The organism is Campylobacter sp. 1569 (genome assembly GCF_024723675.1).
Lineage (GTDB): Bacteria > Campylobacterota > Campylobacteria > Campylobacterales > Campylobacteraceae > Campylobacter_D > Campylobacter_D jejuni_C.
Genome location: NZ_JANQDB010000014.1, coordinates 1 through 17,949, shown reverse-complemented (window position 1 = coordinate 17,949; position 17,949 = coordinate 1). Strand labels below are relative to the sequence as shown.

Below are 17,949 nucleotides of genomic sequence, written 5' to 3'. Positions count from 1 at the left end.
AGTATTACACTTGCTTATTGTTTAATAATGATAATCTCACCATCTTTAGAATCTATAATAATTTCATCATTTTCATTTAATTCATCAGATAATATCATATCACTTAATTTATCTTCTACCATGTCATACAAAGCTCTTTTTAATGGTCTTGCGCCAAAATCCACATCAAAACCAACCTTTGCTATTAAACTTGTAGCATTATCACTTAAACTTGCTTTAATACCCCTATTTTGAAGACTTTTTTGCAAGGCATTAAAAAGTAATTTAACTATTTTTTCAGCTTCACTTTCTCCTAAAGGATTAAAAGTAATAATATCATCTAAACGATTTAAAAACTCAGGTCTAAAAAAGTTTCTAAGAGCTTCTTTAATAGCCTTTTCTTTTTCTTCGCCCTTTAACTCCATAATAAAATTTGCACCTATATTAGAAGTTAAGATAATGATAGTATTAGTAAAATCAACCGTTACACCTTTACTATCTGTAGCTCTACCATCATCTAAAATTCCCAAAAGTATATTAAATACATCTTTATGGGCTTTTTCTACTTCATCAAATAAAATCACACTATAAGGCTTTCTTCTAACAGCTTCAGTTAATTCCCCACCTTCTTCATGCCCTATATATCCTGGAGGTGCGCCTAAAAGTCTTGATACACTGTGTTTTTCCATAAATTCACTCATGTCAAAACGCACCATAGCTTTTTCATCATCAAATAAAAATTTAGCCAAAACCTTAGCACTTTCTGTCTTACCTACTCCAGTTGGCCCTAAAAACAAAAAGCTTCCTATAGGCTTGGTTGCTTGATTAAGCCCTGCTTTATTACGCTTAATAGCTTTAGCCAAAGCACTCAAAGCCTCATCTTGTCCTACGACGCTTTCTTGTAAATACTCTTGAATGTGTAAATATTTTTGCTTTTCAGAAGTAAGCATTTTTTGCACGCTAATACCTGTCCATTTACTTAAAATACCAGCTACTAAATCCTCATCTACTTGGTTTTTAAGCAAAACTCCTTCTTGGGTCATTTGTTTCCATTTTTCTTCTAATTTTAATACCTCTTTTTCGCACTCTAAAATTTTGCCATATTCTATTTCAGCAGCCTTTTGGAAATCTCCTTTATTTTTAGCTAAAATAGCTTCATTTTTTAAAGTATCAATTTCTTTTTTCTTTGCACTTATACCATTAAATACTGCTTTTTCATTTTCAAATTTAGCATTAAGTTTGATTTGCTCTTCTTTTAAATTTGCTAATTCTTTTTTAATCTCTTCCAATCTTTTTTCATTAGCTTCATTTTCTTCCATTTTTAAAGCTTCATTTTCCACTTCCAAGCTTTCAATTTGTTTTCTAACCTTTCTTAAAGAATTTGGCTCACTTTCTATTTGCATTTTTAATTCTGCTGCAGCCTCATCAATTAAATCAATCGCCTTATCAGGTAAAAATCTATTAGCTATATAACGCTTAGATAGTTTTGCAGCTGCTACCAATGCACTATCATTAATAGTTACATTATGATGAATTTCTAATTTTTCTTTTATACCTCTTAGCATTGCTAAAGCTTCATTTACGCTAGGTTCAGCTACATTTACAGGTTGAAATCTTCTTTGCAAGGCCGCGTCTTTTTCAAAATATTTTCTATATTCTTTTAAGGTTGTAGCACCTATAGTATGAAGTTCACCTCTTGCTAAAGCAGGTTTTAAAATATTTGCTGCATCCATACTCCCTTCATTTGCACCCGCACCTACAATGGTGTGAATTTCATCTATAAATAAAATTATATTTTTATGTTTTATTACTTCATTTATAACAGCTTTTAATCTATCTTCAAATTCACCTCTGTATTTTGCCCCTGCTATTAAAGCACTCATATCCAAAGCTATGACTTTTTTATTTTGCAATGAAGTAGGAACATCTTTTTTTACTATTCTTTGTGCTAAGGCTTCTACTACAGCAGTTTTTCCTACCCCTGGCTCGCCTAATAAAATAGGATTATTTTTAGTTTTTCTGATTAAAATTTGCATTAATCTTTGAATTTCTTCCTCCCTACCTATAACAGGATCAAGTTCATTGTTTTTGGCTTTCATAGTCAAATCAATACCAAATTTAGACAAAGAATCAAGTGTTTCATCGCTTGTTTTAGTTTCTATTTTAACTCCTGCTCTAATGAATTCTAATTCTTTTTTAAACTCATTTAAATCTACAAATTTAGATAAAAGTTCTTTAATAACCCCGCTCGTACTTTCTGAAACAAGCCATATATCCACAGCTAAATAACTATCTTTATTTTCTAAAGCTAAGCCTTTTGCTTTTTCTAAAGAATTAATAAATTCATTTGAAAATTTAATATTATCTTTATTTACATTTGAGCTAGTAGGAAAAGATGAAATTTTACTTTTTACTTCTAATTCAAATGCCTCTTTAGAAACATTTAATTTATTAAAAACTTGATTAAGCAAACTTGAACTATCAACACTTAAAGCCCATAATAAATGCAAAGGTTTTATTTCACTATTTTTAGAATGAATGGCCAAAGAAATCGCACTTTCTATATTTGAAAGCATAGAGTCTGTTAAAAAATCTTGTATATTTGCCATTTTTACTCCTTTTTTACTTTTATATGAGATGTATTATATAACTTTAGTCTATTATTGTCAAGTTTATTTAGTTATATTTATAAATAATTTTTTATATATACACACTAATATCATAAAAATATTTACTTTATTTACGATTTTTTAAGCAAAAATAACTAAAATTAGATAATTATTTTATGAATTCATATTTATTTTGGAGTTTTTCCTTTGAAGACAAAAAGAAATCTTATTATCGCAGCTAGCATTTGTAGTTTAGTAACCGCTTCTTTTATTTTTACTAATTTACAAGCTAAAAATCCCGCTCCTAGTGAAGCAGAAAAGAAAATAGAAGCTTTATCTAAACTCACAAGAACCATGTCCATTATAGAACAATATTATGTTGATGATGTTAATTATACAGATTTAGTTGATAAATCCATAGCAGGTTTGCTAACAAATTTAGATGCTCACTCTTCTTTCTTAGATGAAAAAGGTTATAAAGAACTTAAAGAGCAAACTAATGGAGAATTTGGTGGACTTGGCTTTACTATTACGCAAAAAGATGGAGCAATTAGCGTTGTAGCTCCTATAGAAGGAAGTCCAGCAGATAAAGCAGGTATTAAAACCGATGATATTATCTTAAGAATTAATAACGAATCAACCTTAGGTATGACTTTAAATGAAGCTGTTTCTAAAATGCGCGGAGAACCTAAGACAAAGGTCACTATAACTATCTATAGGAAAGGTGATGCAAAACCATTTGATGTTAATCTAAAAAGAGATATTATCAAAGTAGATAGTGTTTACGCTAAGTTAATTAAAAATGAAAATTTACTTTATTTAAGAGTAACTAATTTTGATAAAAATGTCGTAGATGAGGCTAGTAAAGCGATCAAAAAACATTCCGATGCAAAAGGGATTATACTAGATCTTAGAACTAACCCAGGTGGCATTTTAAATCAAGCCGTAGGCTTAGTAAATCTTTTTGTAGACAAAGGAGTCATTGTTTCACAAAAAGGTAAAATAGAGAGTGAGAATGTAGAATTTAAAGCAAATCCTAGTAAAAAAATCACAAACGCACCTTTAGTAGTACTTGTAAATGGTGGTAGCGCGAGTGCAAGTGAGATTGTAAGCGGAGCTTTGCAAGATTTTAAACGCGCTATTATCATAGGTGAAAAAACTTTTGGAAAGGGTAGCGTACAACTTATATTACCTATGGATGAAAAAGGTAAAGAAGGCTTAAGACTTACTATAGCAAAATATTATTTACCAAGTGGTAGAACCATACAAGCTGTCGGGGTTAGTCCTGATATAGAAGTATTCCCAGGAAAAGTAAGTAAAGAAGAAAACCATGGCTTTGAAATCAAAGAAAGTGACCTAAAAAAACACTTACAAGCTGAACTTGACAAAATCGGACATCAAGAAAAGAAAAAAGATAATAAAGAAGATAAAAATATCATCACCAAAGAACAAATTGATAATGATATACAGTTAAAAACAGCAATTGATGCAATCAAAATTTTAAACATCACAAAAGGAGAGTAAAATGGCGACAAAACTAGATCTTTTATACGAGGGAAAAGGTAAAAAAATGTTTAAAACTGATGATGAGAATTTACTCATCACAGAATTTAAAGATGATTTAACTGCTTTTAATGCAGAAAAAAAAGGTAACGAAGCAGGAAAAGGTGCATTAAACTGCAAAATTAGTACTGAAATTTTTCATCTTTTAGAAAAAGAAGGTATTAAAACACATTTAATAGAAACCATCAGCGATAAAGAGCAAATTGTTAAAAAATGCAATATTATACCTATTGAAGTTATTACTAGAAATGTAGCTACAGGATCTTTAACAAAAAGATTAGGTATTAAAGAAGGTACAATTTTACCTTTTGCTGTAGTTGAGTTTTGTTATAAAAATGATGATTTGGGTGATCCTATCATCAATGATGAACATTGTTTGATTTTAAATTTAGTAAAAAGTGAAAAAGATTTAGAGCTAATCAAAAAAACTGCAAGACATATTAATTCTATCTTAGTTAAATTCTTCGAATCTAAAGGATTGAGACTGATTGATTTTAAATTAGAATTTGGTATTGATAGTGAAGGAAATATGATACTAGCTGATGAAATTAGCCCTGATAGTTGTAGATTTTGGGATAGCAAAACTAATGAAAAATTAGACAAAGACCGCTTTAGACAAGACTTAGGTAATGTAAAAATGGCCTATGAAGAAGTATTAAAAAGAATTTTAAGTTAGGAAAAATAATGAAAGTAACTGTAAATATCACACTCAAAAATGGAGTTTTAGATCCTCAAGGCAAAGCCATAGAAAAGGCTTTGCATTCTTTAGATTTTAATAACATAGCAAATGTTAAAACCTCAAAACAAATTAGTTTTGATATAGCTTGTAATGATAAAGAAGAAGCTTTAAAACAAGTTGATTTAATGTGTAAAGAATTACTTGCAAATACCGTGATAGAAGATTATGAGATAATATTATGAAAGTAGCTATTATTCGTTTTCCTGGAACTAACTGTGAGTTTGATACAGCTTATGCTTTTGAAAAACTAGGCGTAAAAACTGAAATCATTTGGCATGAAAGACAAGATTTTAGTGCAGATTTAATCGTTTTACCAGGTGGTTTTTCTTATGGAGATTATTTAAGATGTGCAGCTATTGCAAAACTTGCTCCTGCTATGAAAACACTTAAAGAACATGTGCAAAAAGGTGGATATGTCCTAGGTATTTGCAATGGTTTTCAAATTTTATTAGAACTTGGTCTTTTAAAGGGGGCTATGAAACACAATAATAGCTTAAGTTTTATTTCTAAAATGCAAGCATTACAAGTAGTATCAAACAATAATGTTTTTTTGAAAAATTTTCAAAAAAATGACATTATAGAATTACCTATTGCTCATGGAGAGGGAAATTATTTCAATAGCGAAGATGGTATTAAAATACTAGAAGATAAAGATATGATTTTATTAAGATATATCAATAATCCAAATGGCTCTTTAAACGATATAGCTGGAATTTGTGATGAAAATAAAAAAGTCTTTGGACTTATGCCTCATCCTGAAAGAATGTGTGATGATATACTTGGATCAAAAGTAGGACTTAAAATGTTTGAAGGATTTTTAAATTGCTAAAAACCTTCAAAGTTTTTTGTATTTTTTTACTAGCACTTAATTTATATGCTCAAGAAAACAGTGTTTTTGAAGATTACAACACCTTAGAAAAAAATTACAATCAATTAGACGATCAAGCTAAGCAAATTTATCAAACTATCGCCCCAAGCGATGAGAGTAATTATGAAAGTAAAATCAATGATGAAAATTTTATTCCTCAAAGTTCTTTGGTATTAAATGCAAAAGAATACACTGATGAAGCTTACATAGATGAAGCTTTTGCTATAGATCTTGAGGTTATCACCACAACTAATGTAAGTTTTGATTTAAATGTGAGTTTTGAAAAAAATGATGATATGCTTTGGATCAATCCTAATCCTATTTGGGAGCAAAAGGCTAATTCATATCATACAAAATTATGGTTTGAAGCTAAAAGTTTAAATGCCAATTTAAACAAAATCATCGTTTCATTAAGCAGAAATGATCATATTTTTCAAAGCTCATCACTAATTATAAAACCTATTAGACTTAAAAAAATCGACGCTCCTTCTAATAAATACTCACACATAGTTGCAAGTAATTTAGAGGTTAAACAAGTAAAGGCAAGTCATTTTGATAATGATAATATGATTTTATTTATAGAACTTGCAGGAGAAAACACAAACCTAGCAAGTTTTAACATAAAAGATATTCAAAAACAAGGTGTAGAAGCTATTAAAGGCGATTTTGAAAAACAAAGTGGATTTTATTATGCTATTTTAGATAAAAGCAAAACACGTTTTGATTTTTCTTATTTTAATTTAAATTCTAAAGAACTAAAAGATTTTTCCTTAAAAATAGAACTTAAAGAAGATAGTATAAGCACACAAAGTGATTTAAATCCAAAGACTAATGATTTTAATTTTTACAAACAAGTATTTTTATGGAGCTTGTGTGGTATTTTTGCTTTATGGTTTGTATTTAAAAAAAGCTATGTAGCTTTAGGTTTAGCAATTTTGGCTCTAATAGCAAGTTTTTTAGCTCAAAACAACATATATAAAGCTATATTAAAAGCTGAAAGTAAAGTGCAAATTTTACCAACTCTAAACTCAACTCATTTTTATTCTGGAAAATACAAACAAGAAGTAGAAGTGTTAGATTCAAGAGAAGAATATAGAAAGATTTTATTTAGTAATGGAAAAATAGGCTGGGTGAAAAGTGAAGATTTATCAAAGATTTAAAGCTTTAATATTTTGGATTGAATTTATTTTATCTATTATATTTTTATGTATTGCCTTTTTATTATTACAATCACAAGAAAAAATTTGGAAAATCAGGAAAGTATGGTCAAAATTACAAAAATATGTAATAAATTATAAAATTCAAACTCAGGGCTCTATACATCCTCAAGCTAATTTACTTTTAATTAACCATCAAAGTTTATTAGACATAGTTGTTTTGGAAGATTTATGCCCAAAAAATATATCTTGGATAGCCAAAAAAGAACTTGGCGAACTCCCCATTTTTAAAACTTTGATTAAAAAACCTAAAATTATTTGTATAGATAGAAGCCCAAAAGATCTAGTAAAACTTTTAAAAGAAGCTAAAGAAAGACTAAAAGAAGATAGAGTTTTAGCTATTTTTCCAGAAGGTACAAGATCTAAAACACAAAAACTTTTAAAATTTAAAGTCGGAGCTAAAATTTTAAGTGAGAAACTTAAGCTAAAAGTCCAACCTGTGGTAATTGTTGATTCAGCTAAAATTTTAGACACCCAGAAATTTAGTGCAAATAGCGGTGTTTTAAAAGTAATATTTCTTGATCTTGTTGATACAAGTAAAAATGATTGGCTTGAGCAAACTAGAGAAAAAATGCAAACAATCTTAGATAGCGAAAGGGCACAAGCTTGATTAGTACGATTTTAGCTGTAGGTTTTGGTGGCTTTTTAGGAGCTATATCTAGAATGCTTACTAGTAGCTTTTTTAATAAAATCATTCCACATGATTTTCCTTATGGTACTTTACTTGTTAATATCATAGGATCTTTTTTAATGGGCTTGTTTTTTTCTTATGCAAACTTTAAAGGTGTGCATATTTTTACTAAAAGTTTAATTAGCACGGGTTTTTTAAGTGCTTTTACGACTTTTTCAACTTTTTCTTATGAAAATTTGCTATTTTTGCAAAGTGGTGATTATTTTCACTTTTTTCTAAATATTATTTTAAATGTTATCCTTTGTCTTTTGGCAGTATGGATTGGTTTTTTAATTTTTAAATAAAGGAGATATAAATGCAATTTCAAACTGAAGTTAATCAACTTTTACAACTTATGATTCATTCTTTGTATTCAAACAAAGAAATTTTTTTAAGAGAGCTTATTTCTAATGCAAGCGACGCACTTGACAAACTTAGTTATTTAAGCGTGAGTGATGATGCTTATAAAAATCTAAAATTTGAACCAAAAATTCAAATCAACTTCAATCAAGAAGCAAAAACCCTAACCATAAGCGATAATGGTATAGGTATGAATAAAGAAGATTTAATCAATCACCTTGGAACCATTGCTAAAAGCGGTACAAAAAGCTTTTTAGAAAATTTAAGCGGAGATGCTAAAAAAGACTCTCAGCTTATAGGACAATTTGGTGTAGGCTTTTACTCTGCTTTTATGGTAGCTTCTAAAATAGAAGTATTAAGCAAAAAAGCATTAGATAATAAAGCTTATCTTTGGACTTCTGATGCTAGTGGTTATGAAGTAGAAGATGCAAATAAAGATGAGCAAGGCACTTGCATAACCTTGCATTTAAAAGATGAAGAATTTTTAAACTCGTACCGTATTGAAAGCATAGTAGAAAAATACTCAAATCACATACAATTTCCTATTTTTATGGAAAAAGAAGAATATTTACCATTAGAAGAAGGCGAAAAAGAACCTAAAAAAGAATTAAAAAATACTCAAATTAATACAGCAAGTGCTTTATGGAGACAAAATAAAGCAAGTTTAAAAGCTGAAGATTATGAAAGATTTTATGAGCAAAACTTTCATGACTCAAATAAACCTATGCTTTATATCCACACAAAAGCTGAAGGTTCTATAGAGTATAATTCTTTATTCTTTATACCCGCACAAGCTCCATTTGATTTATATAGAGTAGATTATAAAAGTGGTTTAAAACTTTATGTAAAAAGAGTTTTTATAAGTGATGATGATAAAGAATTATTACCAACTTATCTAAGATTTGTGCGTGGGATTATTGATGTAGAAGATTTACCGCTTAATGTAAGTCGTGAAATCTTACAAGAAAATAAAATCTTAAAAAGCGTTCAAGAAGCAAGTGTTAAAAAAATCCTAGCAGAACTTAAAAAATTCAAAGAAAAAGATAAAGAAAACTATCTTAAATTTCATGAGAATTTTGGAAAAGTTTTAAAAGAAGGTTTATATGGTTTTGGCGAAAATAAAGACGCTATAGCTAAGCTTTTATACTTTAAAAACTCAAATAAAGAAGAATTAATTGATCTTGAAGAGTATAAACAAAACCTAGCTGAAGGTCAAAATGAAATTTTTTATATTAGCGGAAAAAATGAAAAACTTTTAAGAAATTCTCCGCTTCTTGAAAGCTATAAACAAAAAAATATCAATGTTTTATTACTTGATGAGGAAATTGATACCATAGTTATGCCTATGATGAATGAATTTGAAGGCTTAAAATTTAGTGCTATTAACCATCTAGCTAGCGAAGAAACTAGCGAAGAACAAAAGGCTGAATTTGCAAGCTTACTCATCAAAATAAAAGAAGTTTTAAAAGATGAAGTTGAAGAGGTAAAACTTAGCCAAAGACTTTCAAATAGTCCAAGTTGTATTGTTTATGATCAAAATAAACCTGATTTTGCTATGCAACAAATTCTTAAACAAATGGGGCAAGAACAGCAAGTTAAACCTATACTTGAAATCAATCCTAATCATGAAATTTTAAAAGCCTTAAAAGAGAATGATACCTTAGCTAATGAAATGGCACATATTCTTTTAAATATGGCTAAACTTAGCGAAGGTATGGGTATAGACAACCCTAGCGAATTCAACAATGCCTTAAGCAAAATCGTTTCCAAGGCTTTAGAAAAATGAAAAATATAGCTATTTCTAAAGATATTTTGCACGAGTTTTGCATTATAGATGTAAGAACCCCAAGCGAATGGAAAAGCGGGGTTATAAAAGAAGCTATACTCATCGCACTTTGCGATGATAATGGCTTTATGAATGAAAATTTCATCCAAGAGTTTAAAGAAAAAGCAGATTATCAAAATAAAAACATAGCCTTTGTATGTGCTACAGGCTCAAGAAGCAAACATACTGCTATGATGATAGAAGATACCCTAGGTATAGAATGCACTAATCTAGACGGTGGCATGGTAGCACTTTTATCGCAAGGTTATGAAGCTACAAAAAAAGAAGGTTGATTATGAAAAAAATATTTTTATCTTTAGCACTTTGTGTTAGTTTTGTTTTAGCAGAAGTTAAAAATATCGATATTAATGCGGATATTTTGGAAAATTATCAAGTAATTGATGTAAGAAAACCTAGCGAATGGGCACAAACTGGCATAATAAAAAATGCCATTAAAATTAGCTTTTATAATGAAGATGGCGGTATTAATAAAAATTTCGTCGAGGAAATTAAAAAGATTTCAAGTAAAAAACCTATTGCTATAGTTTGTAGAAGTGGAGCAAGAAGTGCTAAAGCTTCTGCTTTATTAGATCAAAATGGTATAGAAGTTACTAATTTAAAAGGCGGTATGAACGCACTTTTATCACAAGGCTATGAAACCTCAAAGTAAGTCTAACTAGACTTACTTTTTCTTTGGTCTAAATACAGAAATTACTTCTTCATTATTTTCAATATAAGCTCCGCCTATTAAATCCACACAATAAGGTATAGCAGGAAATATAGGTTCAATACATTCTCTTATAGCTTTTGGATTACCCGGTAAGTTAATAATCAATGATTTTCCTTTTATACCTGCGCTTTGTCTTGAAAGTATAGCCGTTGGCACATATTCTAAGCTTTTTGCACGCATTAGCTCTCCAAAACCTGGAAGCATTTTATCACACACTGCTTGTGTTGCTTCTGGTGTCACATCACGCAAAGCAGGCCCTGTACCTCCTGTAGTAAAAATCAAATCACATTTTACTTCATCAGCTAAATAAGCTAATTTTTCTATGATTAAATCATACTCATCAGGAATTAGCTCATAATAAAAGCTTTTTTCATTTTTTATATAAGAATCTAAAATTTTTTCTATCTCTACTCCAGATTTATCTTCATAAACTCCACTACTTGCTCTATCTGAAAGCACTAAAATTCCTATTTTTACCATTTTTACTCCATTATGATTTTTTCTACATCTTGTTTTTCTATTTTTTCATTTTCCAAAAGAATACTAGCTAATCTCACTACTTTTTCTTTCATTAATTCTAAAAATTCTTTCACTTCATGCTTTTGCTCTTGCAATAAACCCTCATTTGCCATAGCAAAAGTTTCCATAAAAGCGAGTAATTCTTTAACTTTTAAAAGATCGCTTTGTGCATTAGTGTAACTTTCATTAAAAATAAGCTCCATAGCAACCGAACCTGCTAAAAAAACTTTTATTTTGTTCAATAATTCTGATTTTGATTTGATGGTATTTTCATACTCTTTAAATCTATCTTCTATTAGGGTAATTTTTTCAAATTTAACGTCAAAATAAAAAGCACACAAAGCTTTAGCTGCTTGATATGTGGCTTGAATTTTTCTTTCCTTATCACTCAATGAGAAAATCTTTTTTTTACCCATTAAAACTTTATTCAATACCGCAAAAAAATCATTTTCTTCTATTAAATCTGATTTTCTTCTTATGGCATTAATGGCCGCCTCGTTAACCAAAGTTTCTAAGGCTGCTCCGCTAAAACCCACGCTAGCTTTTGCGATTTTTTCTAAATCTACACTAGATTTTTTTTCTTTCATATAATTTTGTAAAATATACATTCTATCTTTAAAATCAGGTAATGATATAAAAATTCTTCTATCAAAACGCCCCGATCTTAATAGTGCATTATCCATAAGATCGATTTTATTTGTAGCAGCCATTACTATAACACCGCTATTATCTTCAAATCCATCCATTTGAGTTAAAAGCTGATTTAGAGTATTATCTCTTTCTACATTAGAAAAATCCCCCCTGCTTTTACCAACTGCATCAATTTCATCTATAAAAATAATACTTGGAGCTTTTGATTTAGCTTTTAAAAAAAGTTCTCTAACTCTTTTTGCACCCATACCTACATAAATTTCTACAAAGCTAGCCCCGCTTTGATAAAAAAATGGTACCCCAGCCTCGCCTGCTACAGCTTTTGCTATCAAAGTTTTACCCACTCCAGGAGGACCTACCAGTAAAACCCCTTTTGGCATTTTCACACCAAAATCTTTATATTTTTGTGGATTTTTTAAAAAATCAACGATTTCCAAAAGCTCTACCTTAGCCTCATCAACCCCTGCTACATCTTTAAATTTAACTTCACTTACTACATCTTGTATGGTGTTATTTTGTTCATTTTTTTCTAAAATATTTTTTTCTAAAGAAAGTAAATTTTGTCTATCTTTGTTTTTTTTATTAAGAAAGAGTAAAAAACTTATAAGAAAAGCAAGTAAAATAAATATAAAAAAAAACTCGCTTAAATTATAATCTTTAGCATATTCTAAAGGAATTTTTTGCCACAAAGCATTTAAATCCACTACATCTTTAGCGATTAAAAAATTTCCTTCTTTGCTTTTTAATAATATTTCATTATTTTCTATTATAGCTTTTTGGATTAAATTTTGTTCTAAAAGCTCTTCATAAGCAGCCTTGCTAATATAATCAGGTTGATTTTTTATAAACGCAACTACTACAAAAACACAAAGCAATAAAAATGAAGCTAAGATAATCTTTTTATTTTTCATCCTCTAACCTTACATAGTTACAATCTTCTTTGCATTCATACTTTTCAATGCTTATCCATTGTTTAGCAATATCTTCTTTGCTTGTAATTTTGATTTTATTAAAAAATTGATCATAGCCTTCATAAAAACCATCTTTTTTACTTTCTACTAAAATTTCTAAAGTATCTTTTTGATTTTTTCTAAACTCATAATTATTTTGTGCGACTATATCTTTTAAAATATTTAATCTTTCTTTGGCTATTTCACCATTAATTCGCTCACTCATAGAAGCAGAATGTGTTCCATCACGTGGTGAGAAAATAAAAGCATGAATATGCGTAAGTTTAAACTGTTTGAAATTTTCTAAAGCTTCTTGCCATATTAACTCACTTTCTCCAGGGTGTGCTACGATAAAGTCTGTCCCTAAAGCAAAACCTTTTTGACTTAACTCATTAAACAATGCTAAATCATTTTGTGTATGTGATCTTCTACGCATTATGCGTAGCATTTTTTCATGAGTGTGCTGCAGGGCAATATGCAAATGCTTTTCAAGCCAAGATTCATCTAAGATTTCTTTAAAACTCTCATCAATTTGAGCAGGCTCCAAACTCCCAAGCCTTACTCTTTTTATACCACTAACCTTACCTATTTCTTGTAATAATTTTCCAAGCGTAGTTTTATCTTTTAAACCATAACTTCCTATATTAGTACCCGTTAAAACTACTTCACTATAGCCATTTTGAGCCAAAAGTTTGATTTGTTTTATTATTTCCTCACTTAGCACGCTTCTTGATTTACCCCTAACACTTGGGATTATACAATAACTACAAGCAAAGTCACATCCTTCTTGAATTTTCACAAAAGCTTTAGTGTGATTTTCATAATTACTTACGATTTTTGTATCGATAAAGTGCAAATTTCCAAGCTCATAAAAGGCTTTATCTTGCGAGATTAACTCATTAATTTTATCTTTATTAGAAGCTCCTAAAACTCCAAAAATTTCTTTCTTATCAAAAAAATCCTTTCCCTTACTCACAGCACCACAACCTGTAAGTATAACCTTAACTCCATTTTTTTTTACACCATTAATATAACTTCTAAGCCCACTATCAGCACCATTTGTAACCGTACAAGAATTTATCACTATTACATCAGCTTCTTGCTCGTTTTGTGTAATATCATGGTCTTTAATATAAGTTTTTAATAATTGCGTATCATAAATATTAGTTCTACAACCAAAAGTTTTAAAATATATCTTTTTTTTCAAACATCTTCCTTGTTTTCTATAAATTCATGTTTTGCCATATATAAATTTTGCGATGGGTAAGCTATTTTTATATCATCATGTTTGTTAAATTCATTGATAATCTCTTTACTTATATTACTTCTTAAAACCAAGGCCGCATAAGAATTTGTCATATACCAAGCAGAAATTCTCATACCATAACCTTCTAAAAATGTAAAAAACCTAGGCTCAACCTTAGGATTTCTAATACTATATTCATTTCTTAATTTACTCATAGATTCTTTTGCTAATTTTGTATAGCCTTTAGAAGCTTTTGTGATAATTTCTTCTACTATCTCTAAAGCTTTTTGGTGGTTTGAATCAAAAGTCAAAGTAATATCAAGTCCATCCCAAACTGTCTTCATACCATGATGAGTATAATTTGATATAAGATTAGTAAAAATGAAATTATTTGGGATAAAAATTATTCTACCACTTCTTCTATTATCTGTATAAGTTAGCAAAGAAATATCTTCATATAAAGTTATTCTTAAAAATGAAATATCAATTATATCACCAATATAATGCGTGTTATTTTGAAAAACTCTAACTCTATCACCTACTCTAAAACTCCCACCAAAAACTATCACGCACCAACCAAGCATAGACATAAACATATCTTTCATAGCAATAGCCAAACCAGCAGAAGCAAAACCAAGCACGGTCACTAAATAACTAATATTTTCAATATATCCAAAAAGCAAAATTAAAACAATTACATTAATATTAATAAAATTGATAATTTTATTTGCCGTATAAAAGCGATCATTATCACCTATATATTTTCTAGCTATAAATTTAAGTAAAAACGCTATAGCTATAACTATAATAATAGCCAAAACTATATTAAAAGCTCTCACGCCTTGAATTTTAATAGAAGCAGTTGTTTTTTCAATTTCTTCTTGAATTTTTTTCTCATATACAGAATAAGAAATTTCTCCAAAACGCAAGGTCTGTGAAAAATCCCTTACCATTTGATTAGAAGCTTTTAAGTACTCATCATATTCTTTACTAGGAGCTAATTTAGCTATCTCAGTTACCAAAACATTTTCTTTTATAAGCTCATCTAAAGTTTGCTTGAAACTATTTAAAATATTGATATATTCTTCCTTGTCACGTCTTAGTTTTTTTATATGTGAATACGCTGAAATGATAGCTAAAGGATTGGTAAGTTTATCTATTTTGTCAACTTCTTCAGGCGCTAAAACCATCTTAGAAAAATTTGCACTTTTATACTCACTTAAAAGCTCTAATCTTTCTTTTAAAATCAAAATTTGTCTTTCTATAATACTTTTATTGCGCTCATTAGCCTTTAAACTTTCTTTTTCTAAAGCTAAAATTTCATCTTGGGTTTTTTTATAAATATTAAAATTATTATATTTAATCACCCAGGTATTGTATGCTAAATTATTATGCAATTCATTTAATTTTTGCTCTAAATGTTTTACATCATCTTGTGCTAAAAGCACTATAAAAGATAAAAATAAAAGCAAAAAAATCTTTTTCATGCAAACACCTCTAAAGTACGTAAAATATCTTCTTTGATTATATCGTTTTTTATACAAGCTTTTCCCAGACCACAAGCTAAAACGAAATTAATCTTTTCAAAATGTGTTTTTTTATCTAAAAAAAAGGCATTATAAAATTCTTCTATATTTGGAATTTTATAAGATATAGGTAATTTAAATTTCATAAGTAAATTTTGCACTCTTTGGCATTCTTGCTCACTTAATAACCCCAAATTTAATGCTAAAATATTTGCCATGTTCATACCTATAGCCACAGCTTCACCATGTAAGTACTTTTTATATCCTGTTTGATTTTCTATAACATGAGCAAAAGTATGACCATAGTTCAAAAGCATTCTTAAACCACTTTCTTTTTCATCTTGTGAAACCACATTAGCTTTAAGTTCTATACTTTTTTGGATGATTTGAGCTAAAATAATATCATCTAATTTAGTATTTAAAAATTTATCCTCGTCTAAACTTTCCAAAAAAGGTAAAATTTCCTTATCAAAAACCACAGCCATTTTAATAAATTCAGCCATACCCGCAGCTAGTTCTCTCGAAGGTAAAGTTTTTAAAAACTTACTCTCGCAATACACTGCTTTTGGTTGATAAAAAGTACCTATTAAGTTTTTGCCAAATTTATTATTCACTCCGGTTTTACCACCCACACTTGCATCCACGCAAGCTAGTAAAGTTGTAGGGATATTGATAAATTCTATCCCTCTTTGGTATATGCTTGCTACAAAACCACCCATATCAGAGATCACCCCTCCACCAAAGCTTATAAGCAAGCTTTTTCTATCTAGTTTATATGCACACATCTGATCTAAGATATATTCTATAGTTTGTAAATTTTTATACTCTTCACCATCTTTAATTTTTATGATAAAAAGTTCTTTAGCTTTAATTTTTTCTAAAAGCATACCTAAATGTAATTTTGCTACTAATTCATTAGTCAAAATCACTACTTTAGTATCAAAATTCAACTTTTCTAACTCATTTATATAGACATTATAACTTGTATTTTTATCTAAATTTACCTTAACTTGCATTATTTTCTCACAGTGATGGTATAAATAACTGATAATTTTTATTCATCTTATAATATATCGTATTTAAATCTGTTTTTAAAATTTTATTGAAATTACTACCTAAAATTTTTTCATTAAATGGTACAAAATGCAATATATTTTGCTTATAAGAAAAGTTATTAATAGGATTATGTTCATTTTCTTCTATTAAAAGTAATTTTTCATCATGAAGTTTTGAAAGACTTTCGAAGTATTGGCGATATTCAAAAATTTCTGCTTTATTTAATTTTAAAGCATAATAGTATAAAGAAAGTCCTAATTGAATTTGTTTATTAAAATCAAGCATAATTGATGCAATACCTTCCACATCTTCAAAATTTGAACTTAAAACTACCGAAGATTTTAAATCTGCAAAATCACCTCTACCAGCTTTAAGTATTGGAATTTTCAAAGTAAAAAGAAAGTTTTTTTCTTTTTCAAAAAGATAATCTTCAACTATCATCAAGCCTATACTAGTATTTTCCACAAAAGGTTTAGTATTTTTTATATTGGTATTTATAAAATCAAATATTACTTCAATACTATTTTTATGCAAAGCTTTAAGCTTGTAATACATAGGATTTAAAGTAGGATTAATCACTTTAAAATAAAGCTTTTTACTATTAATCCTTATATGCAAAAGCAAGCTTGCAAAAATAAGTTTTTCTATAGCAAATTCACTCATTTTTTTCATATCTATAATACAAAGTATATTGTCTCCAAAAGGCGATGGAAAACGTCCCAAACTTGTTTTAACATTAGTAAAAACACTTTGCAAAACTTTAGGATCGCCTACGATCAAAATACTATCATTTGGCATCAAAATAAGCCCAGGTCTAGCTAGGATAAATTCATTATTTCTATAAACCATTACAATTTTAAAGCGTTTTTGACTAATAGAGCTTATATGTCTATAAGCAAAGCTTGATCCTGCAGGAATTCTAACCTCCATAATCTCACCTTGCCCAAGTCCTATAAATTGAGCAGTTGATGGCATATTATCCATACAACCTGTTAGCCTTGTGCTTAAAGTATCATAGATGTTAATCACTTCGCAAAAATTATCATCAATATGGCTATTCCATAAATCCATAATAACTATATTTAATCTTGAATGTAATTTTCTTAAATTTTTATAGCAAGCTAGCATATCAGCCTCATCTTGCATATAAATAATAGCTTGATGGAAATTTTCCTTTAGCAAATTTTCTAACTTAACCAAACTTGTAGGATCGAACTTATGAAAAGAAATTTGTTCATTCTCTAAACTTAAATCCACACTTTCATCATTATAATAAACAACACTCAAAGATTCTTTGAAGGTTTTATTACTATGAATTTTCTTCAAAAAATCTTTCGCATAAACTCCATCAGCTAATAATAAAATTTTATTCATTTATACCTCTAAAATACAAAATATAATTATAGCAAAGTTATAGTTTATATTTTAAAGTTTTAAATTT

The 17,949-nt window shown here is 28.8% G+C and carries 17 protein-coding genes; 10 read left to right on the top strand and 7 right to left on the bottom strand.

Annotation, left to right across the window (positions count from 1 at the left end):
• Window positions 1–14: 14 nt before the first annotated feature.
• Window positions 15–2,588, bottom strand: a complete 2,574-nt coding sequence (locus CAMP5060_RS06820; protein WP_337218130.1) for an ATP-dependent Clp protease ATP-binding subunit — start codon at window positions 2,586–2,588, stop codon at window positions 15–17.
• 207 nt (window positions 2,589–2,795) lie between these two features.
• On the opposite strand from CAMP5060_RS06820, the gene CAMP5060_RS06815 reads away from it, so the two are divergent.
• From CAMP5060_RS06815 to CAMP5060_RS06770, 10 genes are read left to right on the top strand one after another with little or no spacing between them, the layout of a single operon-like run.
• On the top strand, window positions 2,796–4,112 hold the full coding sequence (locus CAMP5060_RS06815; protein ID WP_337218129.1) for a S41 family peptidase: 1,317 nt from the start codon (window positions 2,796–2,798) through the stop codon (window positions 4,110–4,112).
• Window position 4,113: 1 nt separating this feature from the next.
• Complete coding sequence (purC, locus tag CAMP5060_RS06810; protein ID WP_087699552.1) at window positions 4,114–4,827, top strand: phosphoribosylaminoimidazolesuccinocarboxamide synthase; 714 nt, start codon at window positions 4,114–4,116, stop codon at window positions 4,825–4,827.
• Window positions 4,828–4,835: 8 nt separating this feature from the next.
• Entirely contained in the window at window positions 4,836–5,072 is a 237-nt protein-coding gene (gene purS / locus CAMP5060_RS06805) for a phosphoribosylformylglycinamidine synthase subunit PurS (protein WP_337218128.1), read from the top strand.
• Window positions 5,069–5,719 (top strand): phosphoribosylformylglycinamidine synthase subunit PurQ, encoded by a 651-nt coding sequence (gene purQ / locus CAMP5060_RS06800; protein WP_214126452.1) that lies wholly within the window; start codon window positions 5,069–5,071, stop codon window positions 5,717–5,719. The genes purS and purQ overlap by 4 nt, the downstream gene beginning before the upstream one ends.
• Window positions 5,713–6,918 (top strand): hypothetical protein, encoded by a 1,206-nt coding sequence (locus CAMP5060_RS06795; protein ID WP_337217320.1) that lies wholly within the window; start codon window positions 5,713–5,715, stop codon window positions 6,916–6,918. The genes purQ and CAMP5060_RS06795 overlap by 7 nt, the downstream gene beginning before the upstream one ends.
• Window positions 6,896–7,585 (top strand): lysophospholipid acyltransferase family protein, encoded by a 690-nt coding sequence (locus tag CAMP5060_RS06790; RefSeq protein WP_337218127.1) that lies wholly within the window; start codon window positions 6,896–6,898, stop codon window positions 7,583–7,585. The genes CAMP5060_RS06795 and CAMP5060_RS06790 overlap by 23 nt, the downstream gene beginning before the upstream one ends.
• The gene (crcB, locus tag CAMP5060_RS06785) at window positions 7,582–7,950 is read left to right on the top strand and encodes a fluoride efflux transporter CrcB (RefSeq protein ID WP_087699545.1); all 369 of its coding nucleotides are present in this window, start codon (window positions 7,582–7,584) and stop codon (window positions 7,948–7,950) included. Before CAMP5060_RS06790 ends, crcB begins: the two co-directional genes overlap by 4 nt.
• An 11-nt stretch (window positions 7,951–7,961) precedes the next feature.
• Entirely contained in the window at window positions 7,962–9,791 is a 1,830-nt protein-coding gene (htpG, locus tag CAMP5060_RS06780; protein ID WP_337218126.1) for a molecular chaperone HtpG, read from the top strand.
• Window positions 9,788–10,123 carry a rhodanese-like domain-containing protein gene (locus CAMP5060_RS06775; RefSeq protein WP_214100597.1) on the top strand — a complete coding sequence of 112 codons (336 nt, stop codon included), beginning with the start codon at window positions 9,788–9,790 and terminating at the stop codon, window positions 10,121–10,123. The genes htpG and CAMP5060_RS06775 overlap by 4 nt, the downstream gene beginning before the upstream one ends.
• Window positions 10,124–10,125: 2 nt before the next feature.
• Window positions 10,126–10,500, top strand: a complete 375-nt coding sequence (locus CAMP5060_RS06770; RefSeq protein WP_214100598.1) for a rhodanese-like domain-containing protein — start codon at window positions 10,126–10,128, stop codon at window positions 10,498–10,500.
• Window positions 10,501–10,512: 12 nt separating this feature from the next.
• Here CAMP5060_RS06770 and mog read toward each other — a convergent pair whose 3' ends face one another.
• The 6 genes from mog to CAMP5060_RS06740 are packed head-to-tail and all read right to left on the bottom strand — an operon-like array spanning window position 10,513 to window position 17,882.
• Window positions 10,513–11,040: a molybdopterin adenylyltransferase gene (gene mog / locus CAMP5060_RS06765; RefSeq protein ID WP_039618174.1), complete on the bottom strand. Its 528-nt coding sequence runs from the start codon at window positions 11,038–11,040 to the stop codon at window positions 10,513–10,515.
• A 2-nt stretch (window positions 11,041–11,042) separates the two neighbouring features.
• Window positions 11,043–12,641, bottom strand: coding sequence for an AAA family ATPase (locus CAMP5060_RS06760; protein WP_214100599.1), 1,599 nt, complete (start codon window positions 12,639–12,641; stop codon window positions 11,043–11,045).
• Window positions 12,631–13,887, bottom strand: a complete 1,257-nt coding sequence (gene mtaB / locus CAMP5060_RS06755; protein ID WP_337218125.1) for a tRNA (N(6)-L-threonylcarbamoyladenosine(37)-C(2))-methylthiotransferase MtaB — start codon at window positions 13,885–13,887, stop codon at window positions 12,631–12,633. The genes CAMP5060_RS06760 and mtaB overlap by 11 nt, the downstream gene beginning before the upstream one ends.
• The gene (locus tag CAMP5060_RS06750; RefSeq protein WP_214100601.1) at window positions 13,884–15,413 is read right to left on the bottom strand and encodes a mechanosensitive ion channel domain-containing protein; all 1,530 of its coding nucleotides are present in this window, start codon (window positions 15,411–15,413) and stop codon (window positions 13,884–13,886) included. Before CAMP5060_RS06750 ends, mtaB begins: the two co-directional genes overlap by 4 nt.
• A complete protein-coding gene (gene aroB, locus CAMP5060_RS06745; protein ID WP_087699530.1) occupies window positions 15,410–16,468 on the bottom strand; it encodes a 3-dehydroquinate synthase in 1,059 nt (352 codons plus the stop codon). The genes CAMP5060_RS06750 and aroB overlap by 4 nt, the downstream gene beginning before the upstream one ends.
• A gap of 7 nt (window positions 16,469–16,475) precedes the next feature.
• Window positions 16,476–17,882, bottom strand: coding sequence for a COG3400 family protein (locus CAMP5060_RS06740; RefSeq protein WP_263667492.1), 1,407 nt, complete (start codon window positions 17,880–17,882; stop codon window positions 16,476–16,478).
• Window positions 17,883–17,949: the final 67 nt, after the last annotated feature.